The 25002-nt window shown below is 61.3% G+C and carries 23 protein-coding genes; 18 read left to right on the top strand and 5 right to left on the bottom strand.

Annotated elements, in window-relative coordinates:
* The first annotated feature begins 9 nt into the window (after positions 1-9).
* The 9 genes from rph (at position 10) to WBR25_RS20040 (ending at position 9743) form a co-directional block, all read left to right on the top strand.
* Complete coding sequence (gene rph, locus WBR25_RS20080) at positions 10-726, top strand: ribonuclease PH (RefSeq protein ID WP_026080315.1); 717 nt, start codon at positions 10-12, stop codon at positions 724-726.
* Positions 727-1067: 341 nt separating this feature from the next.
* The gene (gene pyrE / locus WBR25_RS20075) at positions 1068-1721 is read left to right on the top strand and encodes an orotate phosphoribosyltransferase (protein WP_005356114.1); all 654 of its coding nucleotides are present in this window, start codon (positions 1068-1070) and stop codon (positions 1719-1721) included.
* A gap of 180 nt (positions 1722-1901) precedes the next feature.
* The gene (locus tag WBR25_RS20070) at positions 1902-4331 is read left to right on the top strand and encodes a heavy metal translocating P-type ATPase (RefSeq protein ID WP_479749053.1); all 2430 of its coding nucleotides are present in this window, start codon (positions 1902-1904) and stop codon (positions 4329-4331) included.
* Positions 4332-4721 carry a Cu(I)-responsive transcriptional regulator gene (gene cueR / locus WBR25_RS20065; RefSeq protein WP_005356117.1) on the top strand — a complete coding sequence of 130 codons (390 nt, stop codon included), beginning with the start codon at positions 4332-4334 and terminating at the stop codon, positions 4719-4721. It abuts the gene before it with no gap.
* Between the two features lie 127 nt (positions 4722-4848).
* The gene (locus tag WBR25_RS20060; protein WP_319919244.1) at positions 4849-6003 is read left to right on the top strand and encodes a GGDEF domain-containing protein; all 1155 of its coding nucleotides are present in this window, start codon (positions 4849-4851) and stop codon (positions 6001-6003) included.
* Positions 6004-6033: 30 nt separating this feature from the next.
* Entirely contained in the window at positions 6034-6297 is a 264-nt protein-coding gene (locus WBR25_RS20055; RefSeq protein ID WP_005339598.1) for a YihD family protein, read from the top strand.
* 155 nt (positions 6298-6452) lie between these two features.
* Complete coding sequence (ccoG, locus tag WBR25_RS20050) at positions 6453-7904, top strand: cytochrome c oxidase accessory protein CcoG (RefSeq protein WP_479749051.1); 1452 nt, start codon at positions 6453-6455, stop codon at positions 7902-7904.
* 103 nt (positions 7905-8007) lie between these two features.
* Positions 8008-8997 carry a serine/threonine protein kinase gene (locus WBR25_RS20045; protein ID WP_040095068.1) on the top strand — a complete coding sequence of 330 codons (990 nt, stop codon included), beginning with the start codon at positions 8008-8010 and terminating at the stop codon, positions 8995-8997.
* Positions 8998-9134: 137 nt separating this feature from the next.
* Positions 9135-9743, top strand: a complete 609-nt coding sequence (locus WBR25_RS20040) for a thiol:disulfide interchange protein DsbA/DsbL (protein WP_005339604.1) — start codon at positions 9135-9137, stop codon at positions 9741-9743.
* A 72-nt stretch (positions 9744-9815) separates the two neighbouring features.
* Here the strand turns inward: WBR25_RS20040 and pncB are convergent, their stop codons facing one another.
* Together pncB and WBR25_RS20030 are read right to left on the bottom strand one after the other, a co-directional pair.
* Positions 9816-10994, bottom strand: coding sequence for a nicotinate phosphoribosyltransferase (gene pncB, locus WBR25_RS20035; RefSeq protein WP_479749049.1), 1179 nt, complete (start codon positions 10992-10994; stop codon positions 9816-9818).
* A 101-nt stretch (positions 10995-11095) separates the two neighbouring features.
* Positions 11096-11731, bottom strand: coding sequence for a nicotinamidase (locus WBR25_RS20030; protein ID WP_005357452.1), 636 nt, complete (start codon positions 11729-11731; stop codon positions 11096-11098).
* 74 nt (positions 11732-11805) lie between these two features.
* Between WBR25_RS20030 and WBR25_RS20025 the strand changes: the two genes are divergently transcribed.
* Genes WBR25_RS20025 through WBR25_RS20015 form a run of 3 tightly spaced genes read left to right on the top strand, consistent with a single transcriptional unit; the run spans position 11806 to position 13272 of the window.
* Entirely contained in the window at positions 11806-12456 is a 651-nt protein-coding gene (locus WBR25_RS20025) for an NUDIX hydrolase (RefSeq protein WP_005339607.1), read from the top strand.
* Positions 12457-12475: 19 nt separating this feature from the next.
* A complete protein-coding gene (locus WBR25_RS20020; protein WP_120416227.1) occupies positions 12476-12781 on the top strand; it encodes a hypothetical protein in 306 nt (101 codons plus the stop codon).
* Positions 12778-13272, top strand: a complete 495-nt coding sequence (locus WBR25_RS20015; protein WP_139741317.1) for a 2-thiouracil desulfurase family protein — start codon at positions 12778-12780, stop codon at positions 13270-13272. Before WBR25_RS20020 ends, WBR25_RS20015 begins: the two co-directional genes overlap by 4 nt.
* Here the strand turns inward: WBR25_RS20015 and WBR25_RS20010 are convergent.
* The 3 genes from WBR25_RS20010 to WBR25_RS20000 all read right to left on the bottom strand — a co-directional run bounded on the left by WBR25_RS20010 (position 13197) and on the right by WBR25_RS20000 (position 16711).
* The gene (locus WBR25_RS20010; protein WP_479749046.1) at positions 13197-14162 is read right to left on the bottom strand and encodes an acyltransferase; all 966 of its coding nucleotides are present in this window, start codon (positions 14160-14162) and stop codon (positions 13197-13199) included. The two genes, WBR25_RS20015 and WBR25_RS20010, sit on opposite strands and share 76 nt — an antisense overlap.
* A 6-nt stretch (positions 14163-14168) precedes the next feature.
* Positions 14169-15068 (bottom strand): acyltransferase, encoded by a 900-nt coding sequence (locus WBR25_RS20005; protein WP_043823224.1) that lies wholly within the window; start codon positions 15066-15068, stop codon positions 14169-14171.
* Between the two features lie 128 nt (positions 15069-15196).
* Positions 15197-16711: a YifB family Mg chelatase-like AAA ATPase gene (locus WBR25_RS20000; protein ID WP_129504934.1), complete on the bottom strand. Its 1515-nt coding sequence runs from the start codon at positions 16709-16711 to the stop codon at positions 15197-15199.
* Between the two features lie 384 nt (positions 16712-17095).
* Here WBR25_RS20000 and ilvG point away from each other — a divergent pair, with 384 nt between their 5' ends.
* From ilvG to ompA, 6 genes are all read left to right on the top strand, one after another.
* Positions 17096-18742: an acetolactate synthase 2 catalytic subunit gene (ilvG, locus tag WBR25_RS19995; RefSeq protein WP_479749044.1), complete on the top strand. Its 1647-nt coding sequence runs from the start codon at positions 17096-17098 to the stop codon at positions 18740-18742.
* Complete coding sequence (gene ilvM / locus WBR25_RS19990) at positions 18739-19017, top strand: acetolactate synthase 2 small subunit (protein WP_005342011.1); 279 nt, start codon at positions 18739-18741, stop codon at positions 19015-19017. Before ilvG ends, ilvM begins: the two co-directional genes overlap by 4 nt.
* Positions 19018-19029: 12 nt before the next feature.
* Positions 19030-19974, top strand: coding sequence for a branched-chain amino acid transaminase (locus WBR25_RS19985; RefSeq protein ID WP_479749042.1), 945 nt, complete (start codon positions 19030-19032; stop codon positions 19972-19974).
* A 143-nt stretch (positions 19975-20117) separates the two neighbouring features.
* A complete protein-coding gene (gene ilvD, locus WBR25_RS19980) occupies positions 20118-21959 on the top strand; it encodes a dihydroxy-acid dehydratase (protein WP_479749041.1) in 1842 nt (613 codons plus the stop codon).
* Between the two features lie 104 nt (positions 21960-22063).
* The gene (ilvA, locus tag WBR25_RS19975) at positions 22064-23584 is read left to right on the top strand and encodes a threonine ammonia-lyase, biosynthetic (RefSeq protein ID WP_479749039.1); all 1521 of its coding nucleotides are present in this window, start codon (positions 22064-22066) and stop codon (positions 23582-23584) included.
* Positions 23585-23873: 289 nt separating this feature from the next.
* Positions 23874-24968: a porin OmpA gene (gene ompA / locus WBR25_RS19970; RefSeq protein ID WP_479749037.1), complete on the top strand. Its 1095-nt coding sequence runs from the start codon at positions 23874-23876 to the stop codon at positions 24966-24968.
* Positions 24969-25002 lie beyond the last annotated feature (34 nt).

The following is a 25002-nucleotide window of genomic DNA, read 5'->3' as shown; positions in this document are numbered from 1 at the left end:
GTCCGTCCCATGTCACGTCCAAGCGATCGCACTGCCGCGCAGCTTCGTCCGGTCACCATTACCCGCCACTTCACCAAGCATGCTGAAGGGTCCGTGCTGGTGGAATTCGGCAACACCCGCGTGCTCTGCACCGCCAGCGTCGACACCAGCGTGCCGCGCTTCCTGAAAGGGAAGAATCAGGGCTGGGTCACCGCCGAGTACGGCATGCTGCCGCGCTCCACCCACTCCCGGATGAACCGCGAAGCGGCCTCCGGCAAGCAGAGTGGCCGCACTCTGGAGATCTCCCGTCTTATCGCTCGCTCCCTGCGCGCTGCGGTAGACCTGACAGCCCTTGGCGAGCACTCCATCACAGTAGACTGTGACGTGCTGCAAGCCGATGGCGGCACCCGTACCGCCTCCATTACCGGAGCCTGCGTGGCGCTGGTGGATGCGCTGAACTGGATGGTTGAGAAGGGCATGATCAAGCAGAGCCCGCTCAAGCAGATGATCGCCGCCGTCTCCGTCGGCATGTATCAGGGCGAAGCCATCTGCGATCTGGAGTACATCGAAGACTCCGCCGCCGAGACCGATATGAACGTGGTGATGACCGAAGATGGTCGCATCATCGAGGTGCAGGGCACCGCGGAGGCCGAGCCTTTCACCCATGAAGAGCTGCTGGAGATGCTGGCGCTCGCCAAGGGCGGCATCGCCGACATCATTGCGCTGCAGAAGCAGTCGCTCTCCTGATACCAGGACCTGTTGATGTTTCGGCACAAGTCGCGTTGCAGTGTCAAAGGATGCCAGGCTAGGCGCAGGATGCCGCCAATGGTTATTCCCTTGGCAAGTCCTGCAACAACGCATGGCATCCTTTGCCACGCAACCCGTAGGGACGGGGCGGTTTTTGTGCATAACGTCGTTATTCGATGCCTCGTTTGGATTACCAAACTTCGCATCTCATGCCTAGTTCTGCGCAAAAACCGACTCCGTCGCGGCTGTGACGAAGCGTCAACAGATCCTGCAAACGCGGCCTGGTCCGCGTTTTTTTATACCCCCACACAAGACAACGACAAGCCAAGCAAGGAGCCAGAATGAAAGCCTACCAGCGTCAATTTATCGAGTTCGCCCTGGAGAAACAGGTCCTCAAATTCGGTGAATTTACCCTGAAATCCGGTCGTAAAAGCCCCTACTTCTTCAACGCCGGTCTGTTCAACAGCGGCCGCGATCTGGCCCGTCTCGGCCGCTTCTATGCCGCCGCTCTGATGGATGCCGGTATCGAGTTCGATGTGCTGTTTGGCCCGGCCTACAAGGGGATCCCCATCGCTTCTGCCACTGCCGTGCAGCTGGTGGAGCAGCACGACGTGGACGTGCCCTGGTGCTTCAACCGCAAGGAGGCCAAGGATCACGGCGAGGGCGGCAATCTGGTGGGCAGCCCGCTCAAGGGACGCATCATGCTGGTGGATGACGTTATCACTGCCGGCACCGCCATCCGCGAATCCATGGATCTGATCCAGGCCAACGGCGCCTCGCTGGCGGGCGTGCTGATCGCGCTGGATCGTCAGGAGAAGGGCAAGGGCGAGCTCTCCGCCATTCAGGAGGTGGAGCGTGACTACGGCGCCCACATCATCGCCATCATCCAGATGAGCGATCTCATCGCCTATCTTGAAGAGAAGCAGGCTGAGCAGCCGGAGCTGGCGGCGCAACTGGCGGCCATGAAGGCTTACCGCGCCCAGTACGGTATCTGAGCTCCGCTCACACCGCGCAATAGCTGAATGCGGCGCCCGTTTGCTCTCTGGCAACAAACGGGCGCCGTTTTTTTTCATCTGCAAAAAGTGGGTCATGTGGCTTGAGCTTGCCCTTACAGTAAAGGTTAGGGTTTGCCAGTCGGCGTTTTGTGGTGCCGACGGGTTCCGGGGAGGAACAACATGACCACTCATCTTCAATCACCCATTCATCTGCAATTGCCGCTCAGCGGCATGAGCTGCGCCAACTGTGCAGGCCGTATCGCGGCCAGTCTCAACAAACTCGACGGGGTATCGGCCACCGTCAACTTCGCGCTGGAGCAGGCTGCCATCGAGCTGGCCAGCCCCGACCGCCTGCCTGCGGTGCTCGACAGCATCAAGAGTCAGGGTTACGACTACGGCAGCGAGACCTTTTTGTTTCAAATTACCGGCATGAGTTGCGCAGGTTGTTCGGCTCGGTTGAACAAGATGCTGGCCGCGCTGCCCGGCGTTATCTCGGCCGAGGTCAATTTCTCTATCGAACAGGCCCGCATCGTGCTGGTCCCCGGGATGCAGACGCCGGCCGCTTTGCGCGAGCAGATTGAAGCGCTCGGCTTTGGCGCCCAGCTGGCACAGGGTTCGGCCAGCGGCCGCCGCCAGCAGTTGCTGGAGCGGGAAGCGCAGGAGGCCGCCACTGCCCGTCAGGCGCAAACCCGGGTCATCGTCTCGGCTTTGCTCACCCTACCGCTGCTGGTGGGGATGCTGGCCATGGCCGGGTTGTTCCCCTGGCATCTGCCCGCCTGGCTGGAGCTGCTGCTCGCCACCCCGGTGCAGTTCTGGATCGGGGCCCGCTTCTATCGCGGCGCCTGGCTCGCCATCAAGAACCGCGCAGCCAATATGGATGTGCTGGTGGCCACCGGCACCAGCGCCGCCTATTTCTACAGCCTCTATCTGTTGCTGACGCTGGGGATGGCCGCCAGCGGCAAGCTCTATTTCGAGGCGAGCGCCATCATCATTACCCTGATTTCGTTGGGGAAACTGCTGGAAGCTCGGGCCAGACGCAGCACTCAGTCCGCCATTCGTGAACTGATGGCGCTGCGGCCGGAAACCGCCACCGTCTGGCGTGGCGAGAGCTGGCAGAGCGTCGCCATCGACGAGGTGCTGCGCGGTGATCGGCTGCGGGTGCTGGTGGGTGAGCGGGTGCCGGTGGACGGCAAAATCGTGAGCGGCGCCAGCGAGCTGGACGAGTCGATCCTCACCGGCGAGAGCCTGCCGGTGCCGCGCGGCGAGGGCGACAAGGTGCTGGGCGGTGCCATCAACCGCTCCGGCGTGCTGGAGATCGAAGCCACTACCGTGGGGGAGGATTCCAGCCTCAGCAAGATCATCGCCCTGGTGGAGAGCGCCCAGATGGGCAAGGCCCCGCTACAACAGCTGGTGGACAAGGTCTCTGCCGTGTTCGTACCTGTGGTGATGGCCATCGCCTTTTTCACCCTGCTGGTGTGGTACGCCATCAGCAACGACTTCGGTCAGGCGCTGCTGGCGGCGGTAGCGGTGCTGGTGATCGCCTGCCCCTGTGCGCTGGGGCTGGCAACGCCTGCGGCCATCGTCACCGGTACCGGCGTGGCGGCGCGCCACGGCATTCTGATCAAGGATGTGGATACCCTGCAGAGGGCCCACACCATCAAGGCGCTTATCTTCGACAAGACCGGCACCCTGACCCAGGGCCGGCCGGTGCTGGCCAGCTGGAGTGGCAACGACGAGCAGCTGCGCCTCGCTGCCGCCCTGCAGCAGGCGAGTGAACACCCGCTGGCGCTGGCGATGCGGGAGGCCGTCGGCACAGAAGTGGCGTTGCCCCAGCCGGAGGCAGTGGAGGTGCGGGTCGGTGCCGGTATTGTCGGTCAGGTAGCGGGTCACACAGTCGCCATCGGCAATGGCGCCCTGCTGGCCCAGCTCGGCATTGAACCGCCGCAACAGGATGAACAAGCCGCCGATGGGGCGACCCGGGTCTGGGTGGCCATCGACGGCGTGGTGGCCGGCATCGCGGCGCTGGCCGATACCCTGCGCCCCGAGAGTCCGGAAGCCATCGCCACCCTGCGACAGCGTGGCATTGCCAGCTGGCTGGTGAGCGGCGACGCGCCGGCCCCCGTGGCCCATATCGCCGCCAAGCTGGGGCTGGACGGGGCCTTCGACTCCGTGTTGCCAGCGGGCAAGGTGGAGAAGGTCGCGGCGCTGCGGGCGCAAACCCGCGGGCTGGTGGCCATGGTGGGGGACGGGGTGAACGACGCCCCGGCGCTGGCGGCGGCGGATGTCGGCATCGCCATGGGCTCCGGCTCCGATGTGGCGATGGAGACTGCTTCCATCACCCTGATGCGATCTGACCCGCGGCTGGTGGCCGATGCCATCGACATCTCGGCGGCGACCTGGCGCACCATACAGCAGAATCTGTTCTGGGCCTTCGTGTTCAATATCATCGGCATTCCGCTGGCGGCGCTGGGCTACCTCAGCCCCGAGCTGGCGGGGGCGGCCATGGCCCTGAGCAGCATTACCGTTTTGAGCAATTCCCTGTTATTGAAACGCTGGCAGCCCAGGGCGGCGCACGGGCCAGCATCCAACCCGATCAGTAAGGAGGCATAAATGAACATCAGCAAGGTTGCCAAGGCCACTGGGCTGACCGCCAAGACCATCCGTTATTACGAGAGCATTGGCCTCATCACCGCCCCGGTACGCAGTGACAACGGCTATCGCAGTTACACCGAGGGGGCGTTGCGCGAGCTGCGTTTCGTCAAACGGGCGCGGGAGACCGGCTTCAATCTGGAGGAGTGTCAGGAGCTGCTGGCACTCTATCGGGACGAGCACAGAACCAGTGCCCAGGTGAAGAAGCTGGCGCAGGAGAAGATCGTCGATCTGCGCGCCCGCATTGCCGGCTTGCAGGCCATGCTTACCTCCCTGGAAGGGCTGGTCTGCTGCTGCCACGGGGATGAAAATCCAGAGTGCCCGATCCTCGACGAATTGGAGAAGGGGTGAGCAAAGACTCACCTGCCAGCGCAGAAGAAATCGTTGTTGATTGATTAACTTCTTAATAAGCGGCGCTTTATTGTTGCGGGTCAGGGGGTAATGGTAGACTGCTCGGCTCTTGTACAGGAGTACTCAGTTGACCCAGAGTGTGACACGCCAGGTTAAGCAGGCCATTATGGCCCAGCTCTATACCCATGCATCGTTCAGTCTCCCCTGTTTGGGCGTGTTGGCATTTGGCTGGAGTCTGCTGTTTCACGACTATCTACCCGCCATCGAAGCGCTCGGTTGGCTGGCTGGCACTTTCCTGTGGCTGCTGGGTCGGGGCTGGCACCTGCGCTGGCGCCGAACCCGCCTGCACCAGACGCCGTTGCCGGTGCTGGAGCGGGAGCTCTTTATCGGAGCCACTATCACCTCCATCATCTGGGCCCTCGGGGTGCTGCTCTACATGGACAAGCTGCCCGATACCTACCGGGCCGCCATGATGATGCTCTCCAGCCTCATTCTGACCGGCAGCGCCATCATGCTGTTTGGCAGCCGCCGTACCCTCTATGGTTCCGCCCTGCCGCTGGGCATGGCGATGCTGTTCGAGCTGGGCAATGGCAACGAGCAGGAGCGGATCGTCTCCTGCATGCTGGCGGGCTATCTGTTTGTCTTTCTGCCGACCCTGTTGCGCCGGATGCGGCGGGATCAGATCGCCTCGCTCCACCACCGTTTCTCCAACGCCGAGCTGGTGGCCGAGCTGAAGGCTGTCTCCGAGCATTTGCGCCTCACCTCTCGCCTCGACGGCCTGACCGGCATCGCCAACCGTGCCCATCTCGACGACTCTCTGGAGCGGGCCTGGCGGCGCTGCCATCGCGCCCGGGCGCCGTTGTCGCTGGTGCTGGTGGATGTGGATTACTTCAAGCAGTTCAACGATCTCTACGGCCATCAGCTGGGGGATGACTGCCTGCAACAGGTGGCGGGCTTGCTGGCCGAGGTGGAGCGGCGCGAGGACGATCTGGCGGCCCGTTACGGGGGCGAAGAGTTCGCCTTGCTGCTGCCCTGCACCGGCATGCAGGGGGCATTGCAGGTGGCGGACAATGTGCGGCAGGCGCTCAAGGAGCTGGCCATCCCGCACCAGAAGTCACTGGTCTCCGGTCGGGTCACATGTAGTTTTGGTGTTGCGACACTGATACCGGACAACAGCATGAAAATCGCCGATTTGATCCAAAAAGCGGATGCGGCACTCTATCAGGCCAAGCATAATGGGCGGGATCGAATCGAAGTAGCCTTGATGGGTAAGGTTGCCTGAATTTAACGTGACAGATTAAAGAGGTTGTCTATGCAATGTCATCGTATCGAAGAGCTGCTGGAGTTGTTGCAGCCTGCCTGGATCAAGGAACAGGATCTCAGCCTGGTGCAGTTTGTTGCCAAACTGGCCCAAGAAGCGGGATTTGAAGGGCCTCTGTCCGAGCTGACCGACGACATGCTGATCTATCACCTCAAGATGCGGGAATCCGACAAGCAGGCGATGATCCCCGGTCTGGCCAAGGATCATGTGCCTGATTTCAAAGAGGCACTGCTCAAGGCTCGCGGAATCAAGTGAATCTTTAACGGAAGCGCATCACCTCGGGGTGATGCGCTTTTTTGTTGCCGAAAATTGCGATCCAACCCCAATATTAGATACATCTAATCCACACAATTAGCATGCTGTTTAAGATATAATCCGCTCCATAACAAATAAGGGAGCGATGTCTTGCAATGGCCGACCACGATAAAATCGATATCAAGGACGTCACCGACAAGGGCGTAACCGGGACCTTCAACCCCAATACGTTCAAAGCCAGCGACGACAGATTCAACCCGGGCAACCGCATCTATGTGCGGGCCCAGAAAGGGTATTGGCAGCGGATGCGCAAGGCCATGGGCTGGTTCTTTGTGGCGCTGTTCGTGCTGCTGCCCTGGCTGCGTTACGACGGGCGACAGGCGGTGCTGTTCGACCTCGGTCACCAGCAGTTCCATATCTTTGGCGCCACCATCTGGCCGCAGGATCTGACCCTGCTCGCCTGGCTCTTCATGATCGCCGCCTTCGGACTCTTCTTTATTACCACCTTCCTCGGTCGGGTCTGGTGTGGCTATCTCTGCCCGCAGACGGTCTGGACCTTCATGTTCATCTGGTTTGAAGAGAAGCTGGAAGGGCCCGCCAATAAGCGGCGCAAGCTGGACGAGGCGCCCTGGAGCGGCGAGAAGCTGGCTCGCAAGGGGGCCAAGCATCTGGCCTGGCTGGCGATCTCGCTGGTGACCGGCCTGACCTTCGTCGCCTACTTCCAGAATGTAACTGAACTGGTGCCGGACCTCTTCACCCTGCAGGCCAGCGGATGGGTGCTGTTCTGGGTGATCTTCTTCACCATCATTACCTACGGCAACGCTGGCTGGATGCGTGCCATCATGTGTATCCACATGTGCCCCTATGCCCGCTTCCAGTCCGCCATGTTCGACAAGGACACCTTCATCGTTGGCTATGACACCAAGCGTGGCGAGACCCGTGGCGCCCGCTCCCGCAAGGCGGATCCCAAGGCGATGGGGCTGGGCGACTGTATCGACTGCGATCTCTGCGTGCAGGTCTGCCCGACCGGTATCGACATCCGCGATGGCCTGCAGTACGAGTGCATCAACTGCGGTGCCTGCGTCGATGCCTGCGACCAGACCATGGAGCGGATGGGCTACCCGAAAGGGCTCATCAGCTACACCACAGAGCACAAGCTGGCCAACGACTCGACCCATGTGGCGCGGCCGAAGCTGATTGGTTACGGGCTGGTGATGGCGGTGATGCTGGGGGTATTTGTCTACAACGCCATGTCCATCATGCCGATGGGGCTCGATATCTTGCGGGATCGCAACCAGCTGTTCCGCGAAAATAGCGAGGGGCTGATTGAGAACACCTACACCCTCAAGATCCTCAACAAGACCCTGCAGTCCCAGACCTACCAGCTGGATGTGGAGGGCTTGCCCGAGTATCAGTGGTTCGGCCCCCGTGAAGTGACCCTGAAGGCGGGCGAGATCTACACCCTGCCGGTCAGTCTGGCGGTCGATCCCTACAACCTGAAACGGCCGGCGCTGGATATCCAGTTCGTGCTGAAACGGGAGGGGGCGGCGCCCGATGACAGCAAGGGCAACCTGCGCCAGGGCAGCAAGTTTATCAGCCGGTTGTAACTGCGTGTGGCTGCGGGCGGGGCGTGACACCTGTCCGGTCACCAGCGAGCACGGCAATGGCGGGCAGTAGTGATAGAATGGGGCGCAACGGCGCCCCTTTCTTATGGTGGATGACATGCGTTTCAACTATTCCGACCTCAATCCCGACCTCATCATGGATGCGCTCGATCTCAGTGGCCTGCGGCTCGACTCCGGCCTTATCGAGCTCAACAGCTACGAAAACCGGGTCTACCAGTTTCAGGATGAGGATCGTCGCCGCTATGTGGTGAAGTTCTACCGTCCCGGCCGCTGGAGCCGGGCCCAGATCCTCGAGGAGCACGAGTTTGCCACCCGCCTTGCAGAGGCTGAGATCCCGGTCGCCGCGCCGCTCGCCTTCGCGGGTGAGACCCTGCTGGAGCACGAGGGTTACCCCTTTGCCATCTGGCAGAGCGTCGGTGGGCGTCAGTTCGAGGTGGATAACCTCGATCAGCTGGAGTGGGTAGGGCGTTTCCTCGGTCGCATTCATCAGATCGGCGCCAGCAAGCCGTTTCACCATCGGGTGCGGCTCGATGTGGAGAGCATGCTGCACGAACCGCGTCAGCTGCTGGCGTCTGGCGAATGGCTGCCAAGCGGGCTGGCGAAGCAATTCTTCGGGGTACTCGATGAGCTGATCAAGCATGTCAGCGACGCCATGACCCTCGATGTGGCGCAGATCTCCCTGCATGGCGATTGCCACCCGGGCAACATCCTGTGGCGTGATGGCCCCATGTTTGTCGACCTCGATGATTGCCGTACCGGCCCCGCGATTCAGGATCTCTGGATGATGCTCAGCGGCGAGCGCCACGAGCAGCAGATCCAGCTCGACACTCTGCTGGCGGGCTACGAGGAGTTTATGGAGTTCGACTCGCGGGAGCTGGCGCTGATCGAGCCGCTGCGAGCGATGCGCATCGTTCACTACATGGCGTGGCTGGCACGGCGCTGGGAAGATCCCGCCTTCCCCCGTCACTTCCCCTGGTTCAATACCGATCACTACTGGCGTCAACAGATAGCGACACTGCACGATCAGCTGGAGGCACTCAAGGCGCCGCCGTTGAGTCTGATGCCAAACTGGTGAAATAGAAGGGATCTTGCGAGGAAAGCGGGACTCGATCTCCGGCCCTGACCATTGACGTCAGCATGGCGAAACAATAGGCTTGGCACTGCTTCGGTTCGCCGGGCGTGCCTCACAGTGATCCCTTAACAGGAAACATCATGAAAAAAGTTCTATTTTTCCTTGCTGCCATGCTGATGATCCCCATGGTTCACGCCGCCCCCGAGTTCAAGGAAGGCGTCAACTACGATGTGGTCAAACAGACTGGCAGTGCTCAGCCGGAAGTGATGGAGTTCTTCTCCTACTATTGCCCGCACTGCGCTACCTTCGAACCGATCGTTGAACAGTTGAAGGCCGGGTTGCCAGAGGGTGTGCCCCTCAAGAAGAACCCGGTTGCCTTCCTCGGCCGCGAGATGGGCCCCGAGATGCAGCGTGCCTATGCCGTTGCCAGCCTGCTCAACGCTGAAGCCAAGTTGACTCCGGCCATCTTCACCAAGATCCACACCCAGCGTCAGCCGCCGATGAGCCGTGACGACGTGAAGAAGATCTTCGTGGACAACGGCGTACCGGCTGAAGAGTTCGACGGTGCTGTCGACAGCTTCGCCGTCTCCGGCATGGTCTCCCAGTTCGATCGCAACACCGAGAGCTACAACATTCGCGGTGTACCGGCCTTCCTGGTGAACGGCAAGTACATGGTGAAGATTGAATCCATCACCTCTCAAGAGCAGTTCAACAAGCTGGTGCAGTTCCTGCTGGCCAAGAAAGACTGATACCCCTTGAGTCGATAAAAAAGCCCGCCGGTGCGAACCGGCGGGCTTTTTGTTTTCTGGTGCTCGGAAAGATCAGACCCCGACGTGGAACGCCTGCTTGAGGTTGCGGATAAACTCTGCATCCCGGCAGAGGGTCTTGCCCGGGCTGTCGGAGATCTTGGCAACCGGGCCGCCATTGCACTCGATCAGCTTGAAGACGATGTTCATCGGGTTGACACCGGGCAGATCGCAGGTGAGCTTGGTGCCGATGCCGAAACTGGTGTTGATGCGGCCACGGAAGTGGCGGAACAGCTGCACCGCCTTGTCGAGGTTGAGCCCGTCGGAGAAGACCAGGGTCTTGTCGGTAGGATCGATGCCGAGACGCTGATAGTGGCTGATCGCCTTCTCGCCCCACACCACGGGATCGCCGGAGTCGTGACGCAAGCCCTGATAGCTGCTGGCCAGCTCGAAGTCGAAGTCCCGCAGGAAGGCATCCATGGTGATGCAGTCGGTCAGGGCGATACCGAGATGGTCGGTGAACTCGTCCAGCCAGCTGGTGAGGGCTGCGCGTTGGCTGTGCTCCAGCGGGAAGCCAAGCTGCTGGTGCGCCTGGAACCACTCATGGGCCTGGGTGCCGACCGCGGGCAGCTTGTACTTCTGGGCCAGCATGTAGTTGCTGGTGCCGCGAAACGCCGGCAGCCGCTCCTTGAGGCGACCCACTACCGCATCCTGTACCGCGTGAGAGAAGCGGCGGCGGGTCCCGAAGTCGATGAGGTTGAACTCGCTCATCTCATCGCTGCTCAGCTCCTTCTCCAGCTTGTCGATCTTCTGATCGAGCCGATCCAGCGCATGGCTGACGCCGAACTGGGGGTAGCGGAAGCGGTTGCGCATCTCGCTGATGATGGCGAGCACCGGGATCTCCCACAGGATCACATCCTGCCAGGGCCCCTCGACCCGCACATTGATGCGGCCATCCTGCTCGAACACCTTGAGCAGGGAGGCATCGAGCGGCTTGCGGCGCAGGTGGTCGAGATAGTCAGGGGTGAAGAAGGGGCGTTCGGCCAGAAAATCGAGCTCTGGCTTGGTCAGTCGCAGGGAGCCGGCGAGGCGCAGTTGCTCCTCGATCTGCCCCATCATGGGCAGCAGATCCTCTTCATTGCGGCTGTGAAACTCGGCCACCACCTCGGCATCCGGATAGCGATGGAACACCGCCTGCTGCATATGCAGCTTGTAGGCGTCGGTGTCGAGCAGGCTGGTGAGGATTGGGGGCATATCAGGCTCCTCGCAGACTGGTGAGCACGATGGAGCTCCCCTGCCGCATATGTAACGTGCAGGCGTCGGTGTCGAGCAGGCTGGTAAGAATCGGTGGCATATCAGGCGTCCAGCAGGCGTTGTACATCGATCAGGGTCTGGGCCAGTTCGGCACCAGCCTCGATCATCTGTGTGTGGGCGCTGGCAACCGTCGCGGGTGCAATGCCACGGCAGGCATCGAGATGGACGATTACCCGGAAACCGGCGCGGCGAAGTTGCAGCACGCTGGTTTTGACACAGTAGTCGGTGGCGAGGCCGCCGACCAGTACGGTATCGACCTTGCGGGCTTGCAGGAATTCGATGAGTCCGGTGCTGCGCCGTTCGGCCAGGTCGTGGAAGCAGGTGCCGTAGGGATGGAGATCCGGTTCGACCCCCTTCCAGACGAAGAAGTCATAGTCGATGGGAGCGGGCAGGCCGTCGAGCAGCTCGAAGCCCTTGCTGCCCGGTACGCAGTGCACCGGCCAGGTGAGGTCGGCGTTGGGCAGATCCAGCGGCAGCAGCATGCCGGCGGGGTCAGAAACGGCCCAGTCGGCATTGGCAGGGTGAGAGTCCTTGCTGCCGATCCGCAGCGTGGCGAGGGTGGCCTGAGCGTTTAGCGCAGCCACAATATCATCACCGCCCGCGACGGGCAGTTCGTTCGGGCAGAGGGGGGTAAAGCCCTTCTGCGCATCAATATCCAGGCTGGCGACGGTTCCCATGATTGGCTCCTGCACATACTATTCGTGTGATATTATCTACCAAACATTAATGGAAGGCGAGCAGGGCGATCGGCATGCTGAGAATGAGTCTGGATATGGTGGTGCTGCGGTTGCATGAGGAGCGGCTCGAGCTGCTCCTCGAGACCCGCGATCGCCCCCCCTTTGCCCACTGCTGGCAACTGCCGGCGCTGCGCATCGACGAGACCCGGGATCGGGATCTGGATGCCGCCCAGCGCCGTCTGCTGGCGGAGTGGGGGCTCGGTCACTGCTACAGCGAGCAGGTCTGCACCCTCGGCAATCTGGAACGGGATCCCCGCGGCTGGTCCACGACCCTGGTCTATCTCTGCCTTGTGGATCCGGAAGTGGAAGCGATCCACGGCTGCTGGCATCCACTCGCCAACCTGCCGGGGCTGAGCCTCGCCTTCGACCATGTCCAGCTTATCGCCAAGGGGCTGGAGCGGCTGCGGATCAAGAGCCGCTACAGCACCCTGCCGCTGCAACTGCTGGGGCCCGAGTTCACCCTATCCGAGGTGCAGCGCGCCTTCGAAATCATCCTGCAAACACCCATGAATACGGCGGCATTTCGCAAGCGGATCCATCGCGCCGACATTCTGGTGGATACCGGCCGCAAGCGCACCGGCAAACAGCGCCCCGCCATTCTCTATCGGCTGGAGAGCCCCTGCTGCGTGATGTTCGATCAGGTGATGCACGGAGCAGAAGCGTAAAAGAGAGATCGTTGTTGCTATGAATTACAAAGTGAAACTTTCGCTAATTGTGCGAGATGTGGATAAAACCTGTTTTTGTGCTGGCGCCAAAGAGCTTAGCTTGCCCTTCGTTCCATTTGTTGGGCTCCGTTTGCATGAAGATATGCAAGTCTACACACTAGCGACTGTTGGGTGGGCAGACAATGAACAGTGCTTTTATTGTTCTGTAGAAATGAGTGAAGAATTATTGTCCGATGGTGATTTGATAGACATGGATTTCATTATTGAAACAGCAAAAAATTCCGGATGGGTTGGGTTCAATAAAATTCATAGAGCAGAAGTATGAGAGGGAAGGTTTTAGTTAGCGCCTGCCTGCTGGGTCAGCCGGTGCGTTACGACGGTCAGAGCAAGGGGATCGTCAGCGACTGGCTGAGTGCGCTGGGAGCCGAAGGACGGGCGCTGGCCTTTTGCCCCGAAGTGGCGGGCGGTTTGCCGACCCCGCGCCCTCCTGCCGAGCGGCAGGGCGAGCTGGTAGTGACGGCGAGCGGGCTGGATGTGACTGCCGAGTTCGACCGTGGCGCCGAGCTGGCGCTGGAAATCTGTCAGACGCAGGGCATTCGCTTCGCCCTGCTGAAAGAGGGGAGCCCCTCATGTGGCAGCGGCCGTATCTATAACGGCCGCTTTGAAGGTGTTTCTGTTGCGGGCGAGGGCAAGACCACCGCCCTGCTGCGCCGCCACGGTATTGCGGTGTTCTCCGAAGATCAGTTGGCCGAGTTGGCTTCTGCGCTCTCTTTGGATTCCTCCCCGGATTTGGCGGCAAGCGGCAGCGGCGCCTGACCGCTCTGCCACTCCTCCAGCACATCGTCCTTTTCCTGCCAGCGCTGGTTTAGCCACTCCTGAAAACCGCGCTTGAACTGCTTGTCGTTGAAGTAATCCCCAATCAGCGCCTCATCCACCGGCAGCTCCTCGATCCGCACCTGAATGCGTTTTACCCGCCCCATCAGGAAGTCCTTGAACGGGGTCTCGGCGTTGTCCGGATAGCGGATGGTGACGTTGATGAGGCTGTCGAACTGTTCGCCCATGGCGGCCAGCGTAAAGGCCAGTCCTGCCGCCTTGGGCGGCATCAGGTGACGATAGCGGGAGCGGGCCGCATCCCGTTTCTGCTCGGTGAAACGGGTCCCTTCCACGAAGTTGATGACGGTAGTGGGGATGTGGCGAAACTTCTCGCAGGCGTTGCGGGTGGTCTCGATATCCTTGCCGCGCAGGTGCGGATTTCTTAACAAAAATTCTCGCGAATAGCGGCGCATAAAGGGCATATCGAGCCCCCAGCAGGCGAGCCCCAACAGCGGGATGTAGATGAGCTCGTGCTTCATAAAGAACTTGGGCACCGGCAACCTATCGCGGAACATGTGGCCGAGCACCACGATATCGGTCCAGCTCATATGGTTGCTGATGATGAGATACCAGCCATCCTTGCGCAGCTTGGTATTGTCCTCCACCTGCCAGTCAATACGGGTGGTGAGGCGGATCACCAGCGCATTGCAGGCCAGCCACAGACGCATGAAGCGGTTGTTGAGGCGGCTGCAGGCGCGGCCAAAGGCCGGGATCGGCAGCAGCAGTTTGGCCAGCGACACCAGCAGGATCAGGCTGGCGCACAAGGCGGTGAAAAGGATGGTCAGGCCCGCGCTGATGATCAGCACCAGCGGGCCGGGAAGCAGGGATAGCATGAATGTTTACTGCGCCTTGGTTGCCAGCAGTTGGCTCAGGGTCTGGTCCTTTTCGTGCCAGATCCCGTTCAACCACTGTTGAAACTCTTGTTGGAACTCGGGGTCATTGAAGTAATCCCCCACCAGCTTGCGGTCGATCGGCAAATAGCGGACCTGAACCTTGATTTGCCCGACCCGGCCACACATGAAGTCCCAGTAGCTGGGAATGCCGTCCGGATAGGCGATGGTGACATCCACCAGTTGATGCAACTGGTCACCCATGGCGGCCAGGGTAAAGGCGATGCCCCCCGCTTTCGGGAGCAGCAGATGACGATAGGGCGAGCCCTGCTTCTGATGCTTGCTGCCGGTGAAGCGGGTGCCTTCGACGAAGTTCATCACACTCACCGGAATGTGGCGGAACCTGGCGCAGGCCTTACGGGTCGTTTCAATGTCTTTTCCCTTCAGATGGGGATGTTTTTCCAGAAATTTTCTGGAATATCGCCGCATGAAGGGGAAGTCGAGCGCCCACCATGCCAGACCGAGAAAAGGTACCCAAATCAGCTCTTTCTTGAGGAAAAACTTCAGGAAGGGGATTTTTTGGTTAAAAACCCGCTGCAGTACCAGTATGTCGACCCAGGATTGATGGTTGGCAATCACCATATACCACTCATTCCGGCGCCCTTTGTCCACTCCGACCACCTCGAAAGGGGTTTTGATGATGGTTTTCTGGATCAGATTGTTGAAACCGATCCAGCAGCTGGCACAGCCATCCAGCAGCCAGTTGCAGAGGGTGCGCCACCCCTTGAGGGGGAGCAGGAGCTTGAGCAGACCCAGCGAGAAGATGGGGACAAACCAGAAGAGGGTGTTGAAAAAATAGAGCAGGGTGGAGAGGCTGCCGCGCAGTCGCTCTGTCAGCTTGTTGGGCATGAGTCGGGTCCGTCTTGCTGTCGATAAAGGGCCATCAAGTGGTCAGATCTGTGGCCATAATATCAGCCGATTGCCCGTGAGACCATTCAGAGCCGTTACGGGGGTTGGACTCACCCTTTTCCCTCCTGTCAGCTGCTGCGCAGTCGCGACAGCAGCCGGTCCATGGCGCGATAACCGAGCGCCTCGATAAGATGCTCCTTGCCGATGGCGGATTGCCCCGCCAGATCGGCGATGGTGCGTGACACCCGCAAAATGCGGTGCCAGGCCCGGATACTGAGCCCCAGCTTCTGGATGGCATTCTCCAAAAATTCGGCATCTTGCACTGATAGTCGGCAAATATCCTCTATCTCGCGGCTATCCAGCAGGTTGTTGAGCTTGCCGTTGCGGCTCAGCATACGCTCTCGTGCCGACAGCACCCGATCGCGGATCTGCTGGCTAGACTCCCCCCGCTCCGCCTTGCCGGTAAGGCTCCCCTTGGGCAGCAGCGGCACCTCAACTGTCAGGTCGAAGCGGTCGAGAAAGGGGCCAGAGAGCTTGCCGAGGTAGCGCAAGATCTGATCCGGGCTGGAGCGGGTCTGGCCGTCGCCATAGTGGCCGCAGGGGCTGGGATTCATGGCGCCCACCAGCTGGAAGCGAGCGGGAAAATCCACCTGGCGGGCGGCCCGGCTGATGGTGATGTGGCCCGTCTCCAGCGGTTCACGCAGGGAGTCGAGCACCTTGCGCTCGAATTCGGGCAATTCATCCAAAAACAGCACCCCGTTGTGGGCCAACGAAATTTCGCCGGGCCGCGGGTGGCTGCCACCGCCCACCAGCGCCACCGCCGAGGCGCTGTGGTGGGGTGTGCGATAGGGTCTGTGGTGCCAGTGACCAGCGCGCGGGGTGAGGCCGCCGATGGAGTGGATGGCGGCGGTCTGCTGCGCTTCCTGCTCGCTCAGCGGCGGCAAGATGCCGGGCAATCGGCTGGCCAGCATGCTCTTGCCGGTGCCGGGCGGGCCGATGAACAGCAGGTTGTGGCTGCCGGCGGCGGCGATCTCCAGCGCCCGCTTGGCCTGTGACTGGCCGATCACATCCTGCAGGTCCGGCACATCGGGCAGGCTCTCCGCGCTTTGAGGATCTGGCAGCGGCAGTTCGTACTGGCCTGCCAGCCAAGCTGTGACGGCTAGCAGCTGATGGGCGGTGCGTACTTCGGCATCCTGAATGAGGGACGCTTCGGGGCCGTTCTCCCGCGGTACCAGCAGAGTGCGCCCCGCATCCCGGCAGGCGAGCACGGCGGGCAGCACCCCGAGCACAGGGCGGATCTCTCCGGTCAGGGCCAACTCCCCCAAAAATTCGTGATCGAGCAGGTATTTTGCGGGTATTTGTTTGGAAGCAGCGAGAATGCCGATAGCGATGGCCAGATCGAAGCGGCCCCCCTCCTTGGGCAGGTCGGCGGGGGCCAGATTGACGGTGATGTGTTTGCTCGGGAACTCGAAGTTGCCGTTGAGCAGGGCACTGCGGACCCGATCCCGCGACTCCTTCACCGAGGTTTCCGGCAGGCCGACCATGTTGAAGGCGGGCAGGCCGTTGGAGAGGTGAACTTCTACTGTAACTTGCGGGGCCGCGATCCCGAGGCTGGCACGGCTATAAACCACAGCTAATGACATAAATCCCGTCCTTGAGTTGATATATGTTCTGACTAACTGCTTGTTGTTGGTTTTTTATTCCAGAGTTCCGGCTGAGGAATAGCCAAAATCAGTGGGTTGTCACAGAAAAAAGGCTTGCCCAATAAAAACCACCGTGCTAGTTCTAATAGCCATTCGCGGTAGAAACCGCCCCAATTTCACAGCATTTCCGGTTGTAACTATGAACATGGCCTCCCGTTTCGTCAGCATTATTGTGGTCCTAGTGGTGATTATTATCTCACCGCTCGGGGCTCGTTTAGCTGCACGGAACAAGGGATAGACCCACTACCGGACAGAACGAAACAAGCGACCCCCGAGCCTCACAGCCCGGGGGTTTTTTTTCGACCAAAGGACAGGATTTTCCACATGAACGGCGCGCAGTTTTTGGTACAGACTCTCAAGAAACAGGGTGTGACCCAGGTGTTTGGTTACCCGGGCGGGGCCATCATGCCGGTCTACGATGCTCTGTATGACGGTGGTCTGGCCCATCAGCTCTGCCGCCACGAGCAGGGTGCCGCCATGGCCGCGGTCGGTTATGCCCGCGCCTCCGGTCAGGTGGGGGTCTGCATCGCTACTTCCGGCCCCGGCGCTACCAATCTGGTAACCGGTCTGGCGGAGGCGCTGCTCGATTCGGTGCCGCTGGTGGCCATCAGCGGTCAGGTGCCCTGTTCAGCCATCGGTACCGATGCGTTTCAGGAGGTCGACGTGCTCGGCATGTCCCTCTCCTGTACCAAGCACTCCTTCATGGTGACCGATGCCGCCGATCTGGGGCGTGTGCTGGCAGAAGCTTTCGCCATCGCCACCGAAGGTCGCCCCGGCCCTGTGCTGATCGATCTCCCCAAGGATGTGCAACTGGCCGCCGTGCCTACCCAGAGCCCGCTGTTTGCAGTGGAAGAGCCGGAGGTACTCAACCCCTCGGAGCTGACCGCAGCCCGCACCCTGCTGGCTGCCGCCAAGCGCCCGGTACTCTACGTCGGTGGCGGAGTGGGCATGGCCAATGCCGAGCAGCAGCTGCGTGACTTTGCCGCCGCCACCGGCATGCCAGCGGTCACCACCCTCAAGGGGATCGGTGCACTCGACCCCGACAGCCCCGTTTATCTCGGCATGCTCGGCATGCACGGCACCAAGGCCGCCAACTACGCGGTGCAGCAGTGCGATCTGCTGCTGGTGGTGGGTGCCCGTTTCGACGACAGGGTGACTGGCAAGCTGGAAGAGTTCGCTCCCGAGGCCAAGGTGATCCATCTCGATGTGGATGCTGCCGAGTTCGGCAAGCGCCGCGCTGCCGAGGTGGGTATCACCACGGATCTCAAACAGGTGCTGCCGCGCCTCGCCATGACTCTCGACATTGCCCCCTGGCGTGAACACTGTGCCGCCATGGCCCGTGAATATGCGTTTCGCTACGACCATCCTGGTCAGGCCATCTATGCCCCGGCTCTGCTCAAGCAGCTCTCTGCCCGGCTGCTGGAGAGCAGCGTGGTGGCCTGCGATGTGGGTCAGCACCAGATGTGGGTCGCCCAACACATGCGCTTCACCAGCCCACGCAACCACCTTTCCAGCGCCGGTCTCGGCACCATGGGCTTTGGTCTGCCCGCCGCCATCGGCGCCAAGATGTCGCGTCCGGAGGATGAAGTGGTACTGGTGAGCGGTGACGGCTCTTTCATGATGAATGTGCAGGAGCTTGGCACCATCCGCCGCGCCCAGCTCAAGGTGAAGATGGTGCTGCTGGATAATCAGCGCCTCGGTATGGTGCGCCAGTGGCAGGAGCTGTTCTTCGACGGCCGCTACAGCGAGACCATCCTCTCCGACAACCCCGATTTCGTCGCCCTGGCTGCCGCCTTCGGCATTCCGGGCGAGACCATCACATACAAGGAGCAGATAGCCGGTGCCCTCGATCGCCTGCTGGCAAGCGAGAGTGCCTACCTGCTGCATGTGGCCATTTCAGAGGAAGAAAACGTCTGGCCCCTGGTTCCGCCGGGAGTCGCCAACCACCAGATGATGGAGCAACGCCCATGAATCCGCACACCCTTGCCCAGCCAGCATTTGCACAGCACACCCTGCATATCCACGCCCAGCCCAGACCCGAAGTGATGGAGCGGGTGCTGCGGGTGGTACGTCACCGCGGCTTCAATCTCTGCGCCCTTAATATGGAGCAGGATTGCCAACAGCTGCGGATCACGGTTACTGTCGAGTCGGTGCGTCCCATCCAGCAGTTGTGGAGCCAGCTGGTTAAGCTGGTGGACGTCTCCCGGGTCGATGCACTGGAACAGCAACCCCGGATCAGAGCTTAAGGAGCCAAGCCAATGTCACAGCCTTCCCAATCCGCCACTCACCCCCAATACATCTGGTTCAACGGCACACTGGTGCCCTGGCAGGATGCCCAGGTGCACGTGATGAGCCACGCCCTGCACTACGGCTCCTCGGTGTTTGAGGGTGTGCGCGCCTACGACACCCCCAAGGGCACCTGCATCTTCCGTCTGCAGGAGCACACCCGCCGCCTGTTCGACTCCGCCAAGATCTACTGGATGGACGTCCCCTACAGCGAGGCCGAAGTGAATGAGGCCTGCCGCACTGTGGTGCGCGAGAACGGCCTGAAGAGCGGCTACCTGCGCCCGCTGGCCTTTGTCGGCAACGTGGGGCTGGGGCTGCATCCGCCGCTCGATGCCAAGGCAGATCTGATGATCGCGGCTCTGCCGTGGGGCGCTTATCTGGGGGAAGAGGGGCTGAAAAATGGGGTGGATGTCTGCGTCACCTCATGGAACCGGCTCGCTCCCAACACCATTCCCACTGGCGCCAAGGCGGGCGGTAACTATCTCTCCTCCCAGCTGATCAGCCGCGAGGCCAAGCGCAACGGCTTTGCCGAGGGGTTGGCGCTGGATGTGAACGGCTACCTGAGCGAAGGGGCGGGGGAGAACCTGTTTCTGGTGAAGAGCGGCGTGCTGTTCACCCCGCCCGCTACCGCTGCCATCCTGCCCGGCATCACCCGCGACACCATCATGACGCTGGCCCGTGATCTGGGTTACGAGGTGCGCGAGCAGGCGCTGCCCCGTGAAGCGCTCTATGTCGCAGACGAGATCTTCATGACTGGCACGGCGGCCGAGGTGACCCCGGTACGCTCGGTGGATCGGATGAAGGTGGGCGCTGGCAGCCGTGGCCCAGTGACCGAGCAGCTGCAAAACGCCTTCTTCGGCCTGTTTAACGGCCAGACCGAGGACAAGTGGGGCTGGCTGACGCCCGTCAACGACTGATGAGAGAGGGGAGGCACCATGCCTCCCCGAGTCGCTTCCGGTGAGCGCTTCCCAGAGGAGCCCTCACCAGGATCGATTCCGATCCACTCGTATCATCACTGCATAACGCATCGAGCCCATATGGGCATTCAGGGAGTAGAGACATGCCGAAGTTGAGATCCGCCACCACCACCCACGGACGTAACATGGCCGGGGCCCGCGCCCTGTGGCGTGCCACCGGAATGACCGATCAGGATTTCGGCAAACCCATCATCGCCGTGGTCAACTCCTTCACTCAGTTCGTGCCGGGCCACGTCCACCTCAAGGATCTGGGCCAGCTGGTGGCGCGCGAGATCGAAGCCGCGGGGGGCGTTGCCAAAGAGTTCAACACCATCGCCGTGGATGATGGCATCGCCATGGGCCACGGCGGCATGCTCTACTCCCTGCCATCGCGGGAGCTGATCGCCGACTCGGTGGAGTACATGGTCAACGCCCACTGCGCCGACGCCATGGTCTGTATCTCCAACTGCGACAAGATCACCCCGGGGATGCTGATGGCCGCCCTGCGCATCAACATCCCGGTGATCTTCGTCTCCGGCGGCCCGATGGAAGCGGGCAAGACCAAGCTCTCCGACCAGATCATCAAGCTGGATCTGGTGGACGCCATGATCCAGGGTGCCGACCCCAAGGTGTCGGATGCCCAGAGCGAACAGGTGGAGCGCAGTGCCTGCCCCACCTGCGGCTCCTGCTCCGGCATGTTTACCGCCAACTCCATGAACTGTCTGACCGAGGCGCTGGGCCTCTCCCAGCCGGGCAACGGCTCCATGCTGGCGACTCACGCCGATCGCGAGCAGCTGTTCAAGCTGGCGGGTCAGCGCATCGTGACCCTGACCAAACGCTGGTATGAGCAGGATGACGAGACCGTCCTGCCGCGCAATATCGCCACCAAGGCGGCGTTTGAGAATGCCATGGCGCTCGATATCGCCATGGGCGGTTCCACCAATACCGTGCTGCACCTGCTGGCGGCGGCGCAGGAGGCGGGCGTCGACTTCACCATGGCCGATATCGACCGCATGTCGCGCAAGGTGCCACAGCTCTGCAAGGTGGCGCCCTCCACCCAGAAATACCATATGGAAGATGTGCACCGTGCCGGTGGTGTGGTCGCCATTCTGGGCCAGCTGGAAAAAGCGGGTCTGGTGCATGGAGATACCCGTACCGTGCTGGGTTGCTCCCTCGTCGAACAGCTCAATGAGTATGACGTCAGCCGCCAGCCGAGTCAGGAGGTGGTGGACTTCTACCGTGCTGGCCCGGCCGGGATCCGCACCACCAAGGCGTTCAGTCAGGATTGCCGCTGGCCGGAGCTGGATCTGGACCGCGCCGAAGGCTGCATCCGCTCGCTGGAAAATGCCTACAGCCAGGAGGGCGGCCTTGCCGTACTCTCCGGCAACCTCGCGGTCAATGGTGCCATCGTCAAGACCGCAGGCGTGGATGAGGAGAACCTCACCTTCCGTGGCCCGGCCCGGGTGTTCGAGAGTCAGGAGAGCGCTGTGAACGGTATCCTCGACGGCACCGTGAAAGCGGGCGAGGTAGTGGTGATCCGCTACGAAGGGCCGAAAGGGGGCCCGGGCATGCAAGAGATGCTCTACCCCACCACCTATCTGAAATCCATGGGGCTCGGCAAGGCGTGCGCCCTGATCACCGATGGCCGCTTCTCCGGCGGTACCTCGGGCCTCTCCATCGGCCATGTCTCGCCGGAGGCTGCTTCCGGCGGCACCATTGGTCTGGTGGAGGATGGCGACATCATCAGCATCAACATCCCGGCCCGCAGCATGGTGCTGGAGGTGGCCGACTGCGTGCTGGCTGCCCGCCGTGTCGCCGTAGAAGCCCGTGGCTGGAAGCCGCTCGATCGCCAGCGTCAGGTCTCCTTTGCCCTGCGCGCCTATGCCATGTTCGCCACCAGCGCCGATAAAGGCGCGGTGCGTGACCGTTCGATGCTGGGGGAATAAAGATGAATGCCAATATGAAATATGAGCAATCGACCCGATTGGTCGGTCTTTGCGCCGACAAAGTGTTGGTGTGGCGCGATCGCTCAATGCTGGGGGTATAAATCATGGTCTCTGCGGCGGATTATCTACGCAAGGTGCTGCTCTCACCCGTCTATGAGGCGGCGCGTGTCACCCCCTTGCAAACCCTGAAGAAACTCTCCGAGCGGCTCGGCAATCACGTCAGCCTGAAGCGGGAGGATCTGCAACCGGTCCACTCCTTCAAGCTGCGCGGCGCCTACCACAAGATCGCCACTCTGACCGAGGAGCAGAAGGCGCGTGGCGTTATCGCCGCCTCCGCCGGCAACCACGCCCAGGGGGTCGCTCTGTCGGCCGCCAAACTCGGCATCAAGGCGATCATAGTGATGCCCAAGACCACGCCGGACATCAAGATCGACGCGGTGCGCCGTCAGGGCGGCAACGTCATGCTGTTTGGCAACAGCTTCGACGAGGCTTATGGCGAGAGTCGCCGCCTCTCCGAGTTGGAGGGCTACACCCTGATCCCGCCGTTTGACGACGTCGAGGTGATCGCCGGGCAGGGCACTATCGGCAAGGAGCTGCTGGAGCAGGATACCCACCTCACCCACGTGTTCGTGCCGGTGGGAGGGGGCGGGTTGGCCGCCGGGGTGGCGGTCTATATCAAGCAGCTGCTGCCGGATGTGAAGGTGATCGGGGTGGAGGCGGAGGGCTCCGCCTGCCTCAAGGCCGCGCTGGCGGCCGGCGAGCCGGTCAATCTGGAGCGGGTCTCGCTGTTTGCGGACGGGGTGGCGGTCAAGCGCATCGGCGAAGAGACCTTCCGCCTGTGCAACCAGTATCTGGACGAGGTGGTGACCGTCTCCAACGACCAGATCTGCGCCGCGCTGAAAGATATCTTCGACGACTGCCGTGCCATTGCCGAGCCGTCGGGGGCCCTGTCGCTGGCGGGCCTCAAGGCCTACAGCGAGCGCGAGCAGGTCAAGGGGGGCCGGATGGCGGCCATTTTGTCCGGTGCCAACGTCAACTTCCACAGCCTGCGCTATGTGTCGGAGCGTTGCGAAATCGGCGAGAAGCGCGAGGGCATGCTGGCGGTGACCATCCCCGAGCGCAAGGGGGCCTTCCTCGACTTCTGCCGTCAACTTGGGCCGCGCATGGTGACCGAGTTCAACTATCGCTATGCGGACGCGGAGCAAGCGTCGCTGTTTGTCTCGGTGCGCCTCACCGGCGGTGACGAAGAGCTCGGCCAGATCATCGATCAACTCGGCGGCAACGGTTATCCGGTGGTCAACATGACCGAGAGCGAGCTGGCCAAGAACCACGTGCGTTACATGATTGGCGGCCGCCCGGCCCGGCCCCTTGGTGAGTGTCTCTACAGCTTCAAGTTTCCGGAGCAGCCGGGTGCCCTGATGCGCTTTCTCGAGACCCTCGGCTGTCGCTGGAACATCAGCCTGTTCCACTACCGCAACCACGGCGCCGACTACGGCCGGGTGCTCTGTGCGTTCGAGCTGCCGGACGAGGACGTGGCCGCCTTCCACGACTACCTGCGCGAGATTGGCTACGGCTGGAAAGAGGTGAGCGACGACCCCGCCTACCGGCTGTTCCTGGCCAGTTGAGCAAGGGAGGCTTCAAGGGAGGCGTTATGCCTCCCTTTTCTATTGCTGCGTGTGGATAGGTCCACTCCGTACGACGCAACGTCATGGTTTAACTGGCAAAACAGTGTGAATGGGTACACAGGTGATTTTTACGCCGGATATTGCTGGCAAGCTCACACTCCTGATGGCTTGGTCATTTGAGGCTGCGTTCGGATGGGATACCCTGAATAGCGGAGAGGCCGCCTGACGGCTTCACACAGGGAAAGTGCGCACTCAGGCGCCCATAACGACTTATTGCAGAGGCGAAAATATGAATAAATCCATGCTTGCCGTATTGGTCAGTGGTTTGCTGGCGGCCGGAGCCGTGCAGGCCGCCGCTCAGGACAATACCTGGTATGTCGGTGGCAAGGCCGGTTGGTCCAATTACTATGGCGTTGACCACAACCAGTATGCCGAGTCGATTGCCCAGACGTTGGGTAATACCAGCGAGAACACGGATGATCTGGGCCTGGGCCTGTTTGCCGGTTACCAGCTCAACCCCAACCTGGGTTTCGAGCTGGGCTATGACTGGCTTGGCAAATACGACACCACTTCGGGTACTGGCGCCAATACCCTCAATACCGAAGCCAAAGGCCAGATGATTCAGGCCACCATGAAGATCAGCTTCCCGGCAACGAATGTGCTCGATCTTTATGGCCGACTGGGCGGTGCCTATGCCTGGACGGATAGCGAGATTAGCTTCGCCAATACCAGCGAGACCGGCAAGAAGCATGGCGCCGCCTTCGTTGGTGCGCTGGGTGCCGAATATGCCATCGATCGTGACTGGGCTGCCCGTCTGGAGTACCAGTACACCACGCCGCTGGGAGATGCCTCTCTCGATCGCTCCGGTATCGAGATGGATAACGGCCTGATCTCGTTCGGGATGCTCTATCGTTTCGGTCAGCAAGGTGGCGAGGTCGCTGCACCGGCGCCCGCTCCGGCAGCCGAACCGGCACCTGTAGCCGTGGTTGAGCCCAAAACCTTCAGCCTGAGTTCCGATGTGCTGTTCGAGTTCAACAAGGCGACCCTGAAACCGGCTGCCAATCAGGCGCTCGATGCCCTGTTCAGCCAGATTGTGGCTGCCAATCCGAAAGATGGCGTCGCAACTGTCATCGGTTATACCGACCGCATCGGTTCCGACAACTACAACCTGGCACTATCCGAGAAGCGGGCCCAGAGTGTGGCCAGCTATCTGGTATCCAAAGGCTTGTATGCCGACAAGGTACGGGTCGAGGGGCGTGGCAAGGCCAATCCGGTCACTGGCAACAGCTGTGCCAGCCGCTCCAAGCAAGAGCTGATCGCCTGTCTGGCACCGGATCGCCGGGTAGAAATCCATCTGGAAGGGGTTTCCCAGCCTGTTCAATAAGCAGAGCGACGGGAGCAATAAATGTAAAAACGGG

Source organism: Aeromonas sp. MTB (assembly GCF_056632455.1).
The sequence above is the reverse complement of the archived record's forward strand: the minus strand, read 5'-3'. Positions and strand labels throughout refer to the sequence as shown.

What these genes read in the sequence shown, in the direction of transcription:
- rph (WP_026080315.1), top strand. Translation starts at nt 10, where the DNA reads ATGTCACGTCCAAGCGATCGCACTGCCGCGCAGCTTCGTCCGGTCACC.
- pyrE (WP_005356114.1), top strand. Translation starts at nt 1,068, where the DNA reads ATGAAAGCCTACCAGCGTCAATTTATCGAGTTCGCCCTGGAGAAACAG.
- WBR25_RS20070 (WP_479749053.1), top strand. Translation starts at nt 1,902, where the DNA reads ATGACCACTCATCTTCAATCACCCATTCATCTGCAATTGCCGCTCAGC.
- cueR (WP_005356117.1), top strand. Translation starts at nt 4,332, where the DNA reads ATGAACATCAGCAAGGTTGCCAAGGCCACTGGGCTGACCGCCAAGACC.
- WBR25_RS20055 (WP_005339598.1), top strand. Translation starts at nt 6,034, where the DNA reads ATGCAATGTCATCGTATCGAAGAGCTGCTGGAGTTGTTGCAGCCTGCC.
- ccoG (WP_479749051.1), top strand. Translation starts at nt 6,453, where the DNA reads ATGGCCGACCACGATAAAATCGATATCAAGGACGTCACCGACAAGGGC.
- WBR25_RS20045 (WP_040095068.1), top strand. Translation starts at nt 8,008, where the DNA reads ATGGTGGATGACATGCGTTTCAACTATTCCGACCTCAATCCCGACCTC.
- WBR25_RS20040 (WP_005339604.1), top strand. Translation starts at nt 9,135, where the DNA reads ATGAAAAAAGTTCTATTTTTCCTTGCTGCCATGCTGATGATCCCCATG.
- pncB (WP_479749049.1), bottom strand. Translation starts at nt 10,994, where the DNA reads ATGCCCCCAATCCTCACCAGCCTGCTCGACACCGACGCCTACAAGCTG.
- WBR25_RS20030 (WP_005357452.1), bottom strand. Translation starts at nt 11,731, where the DNA reads ATGGGAACCGTCGCCAGCCTGGATATTGATGCGCAGAAGGGCTTTACC.
- WBR25_RS20025 (WP_005339607.1), top strand. Translation starts at nt 11,806, where the DNA reads ATGCTGAGAATGAGTCTGGATATGGTGGTGCTGCGGTTGCATGAGGAG.
- WBR25_RS20020 (WP_120416227.1), top strand. Translation starts at nt 12,476, where the DNA reads ATGAATTACAAAGTGAAACTTTCGCTAATTGTGCGAGATGTGGATAAA.
- WBR25_RS20015 (WP_139741317.1), top strand. Translation starts at nt 12,778, where the DNA reads ATGAGAGGGAAGGTTTTAGTTAGCGCCTGCCTGCTGGGTCAGCCGGTG.
- WBR25_RS20010 (WP_479749046.1), bottom strand. Translation starts at nt 14,162, where the DNA reads ATGCTATCCCTGCTTCCCGGCCCGCTGGTGCTGATCATCAGCGCGGGC.
- WBR25_RS20005 (WP_043823224.1), bottom strand. Translation starts at nt 15,068, where the DNA reads ATGCCCAACAAGCTGACAGAGCGACTGCGCGGCAGCCTCTCCACCCTG.
- WBR25_RS20000 (WP_129504934.1), bottom strand. Translation starts at nt 16,711, where the DNA reads ATGTCATTAGCTGTGGTTTATAGCCGTGCCAGCCTCGGGATCGCGGCC.
- ilvG (WP_479749044.1), top strand. Translation starts at nt 17,096, where the DNA reads ATGAACGGCGCGCAGTTTTTGGTACAGACTCTCAAGAAACAGGGTGTG.
- ilvM (WP_005342011.1), top strand. Translation starts at nt 18,739, where the DNA reads ATGAATCCGCACACCCTTGCCCAGCCAGCATTTGCACAGCACACCCTG.
- WBR25_RS19985 (WP_479749042.1), top strand. Translation starts at nt 19,030, where the DNA reads ATGTCACAGCCTTCCCAATCCGCCACTCACCCCCAATACATCTGGTTC.
- ilvD (WP_479749041.1), top strand. Translation starts at nt 20,118, where the DNA reads ATGCCGAAGTTGAGATCCGCCACCACCACCCACGGACGTAACATGGCC.
- ilvA (WP_479749039.1), top strand. Translation starts at nt 22,064, where the DNA reads ATGGTCTCTGCGGCGGATTATCTACGCAAGGTGCTGCTCTCACCCGTC.
- ompA (WP_479749037.1), top strand. Translation starts at nt 23,874, where the DNA reads ATGAATAAATCCATGCTTGCCGTATTGGTCAGTGGTTTGCTGGCGGCC.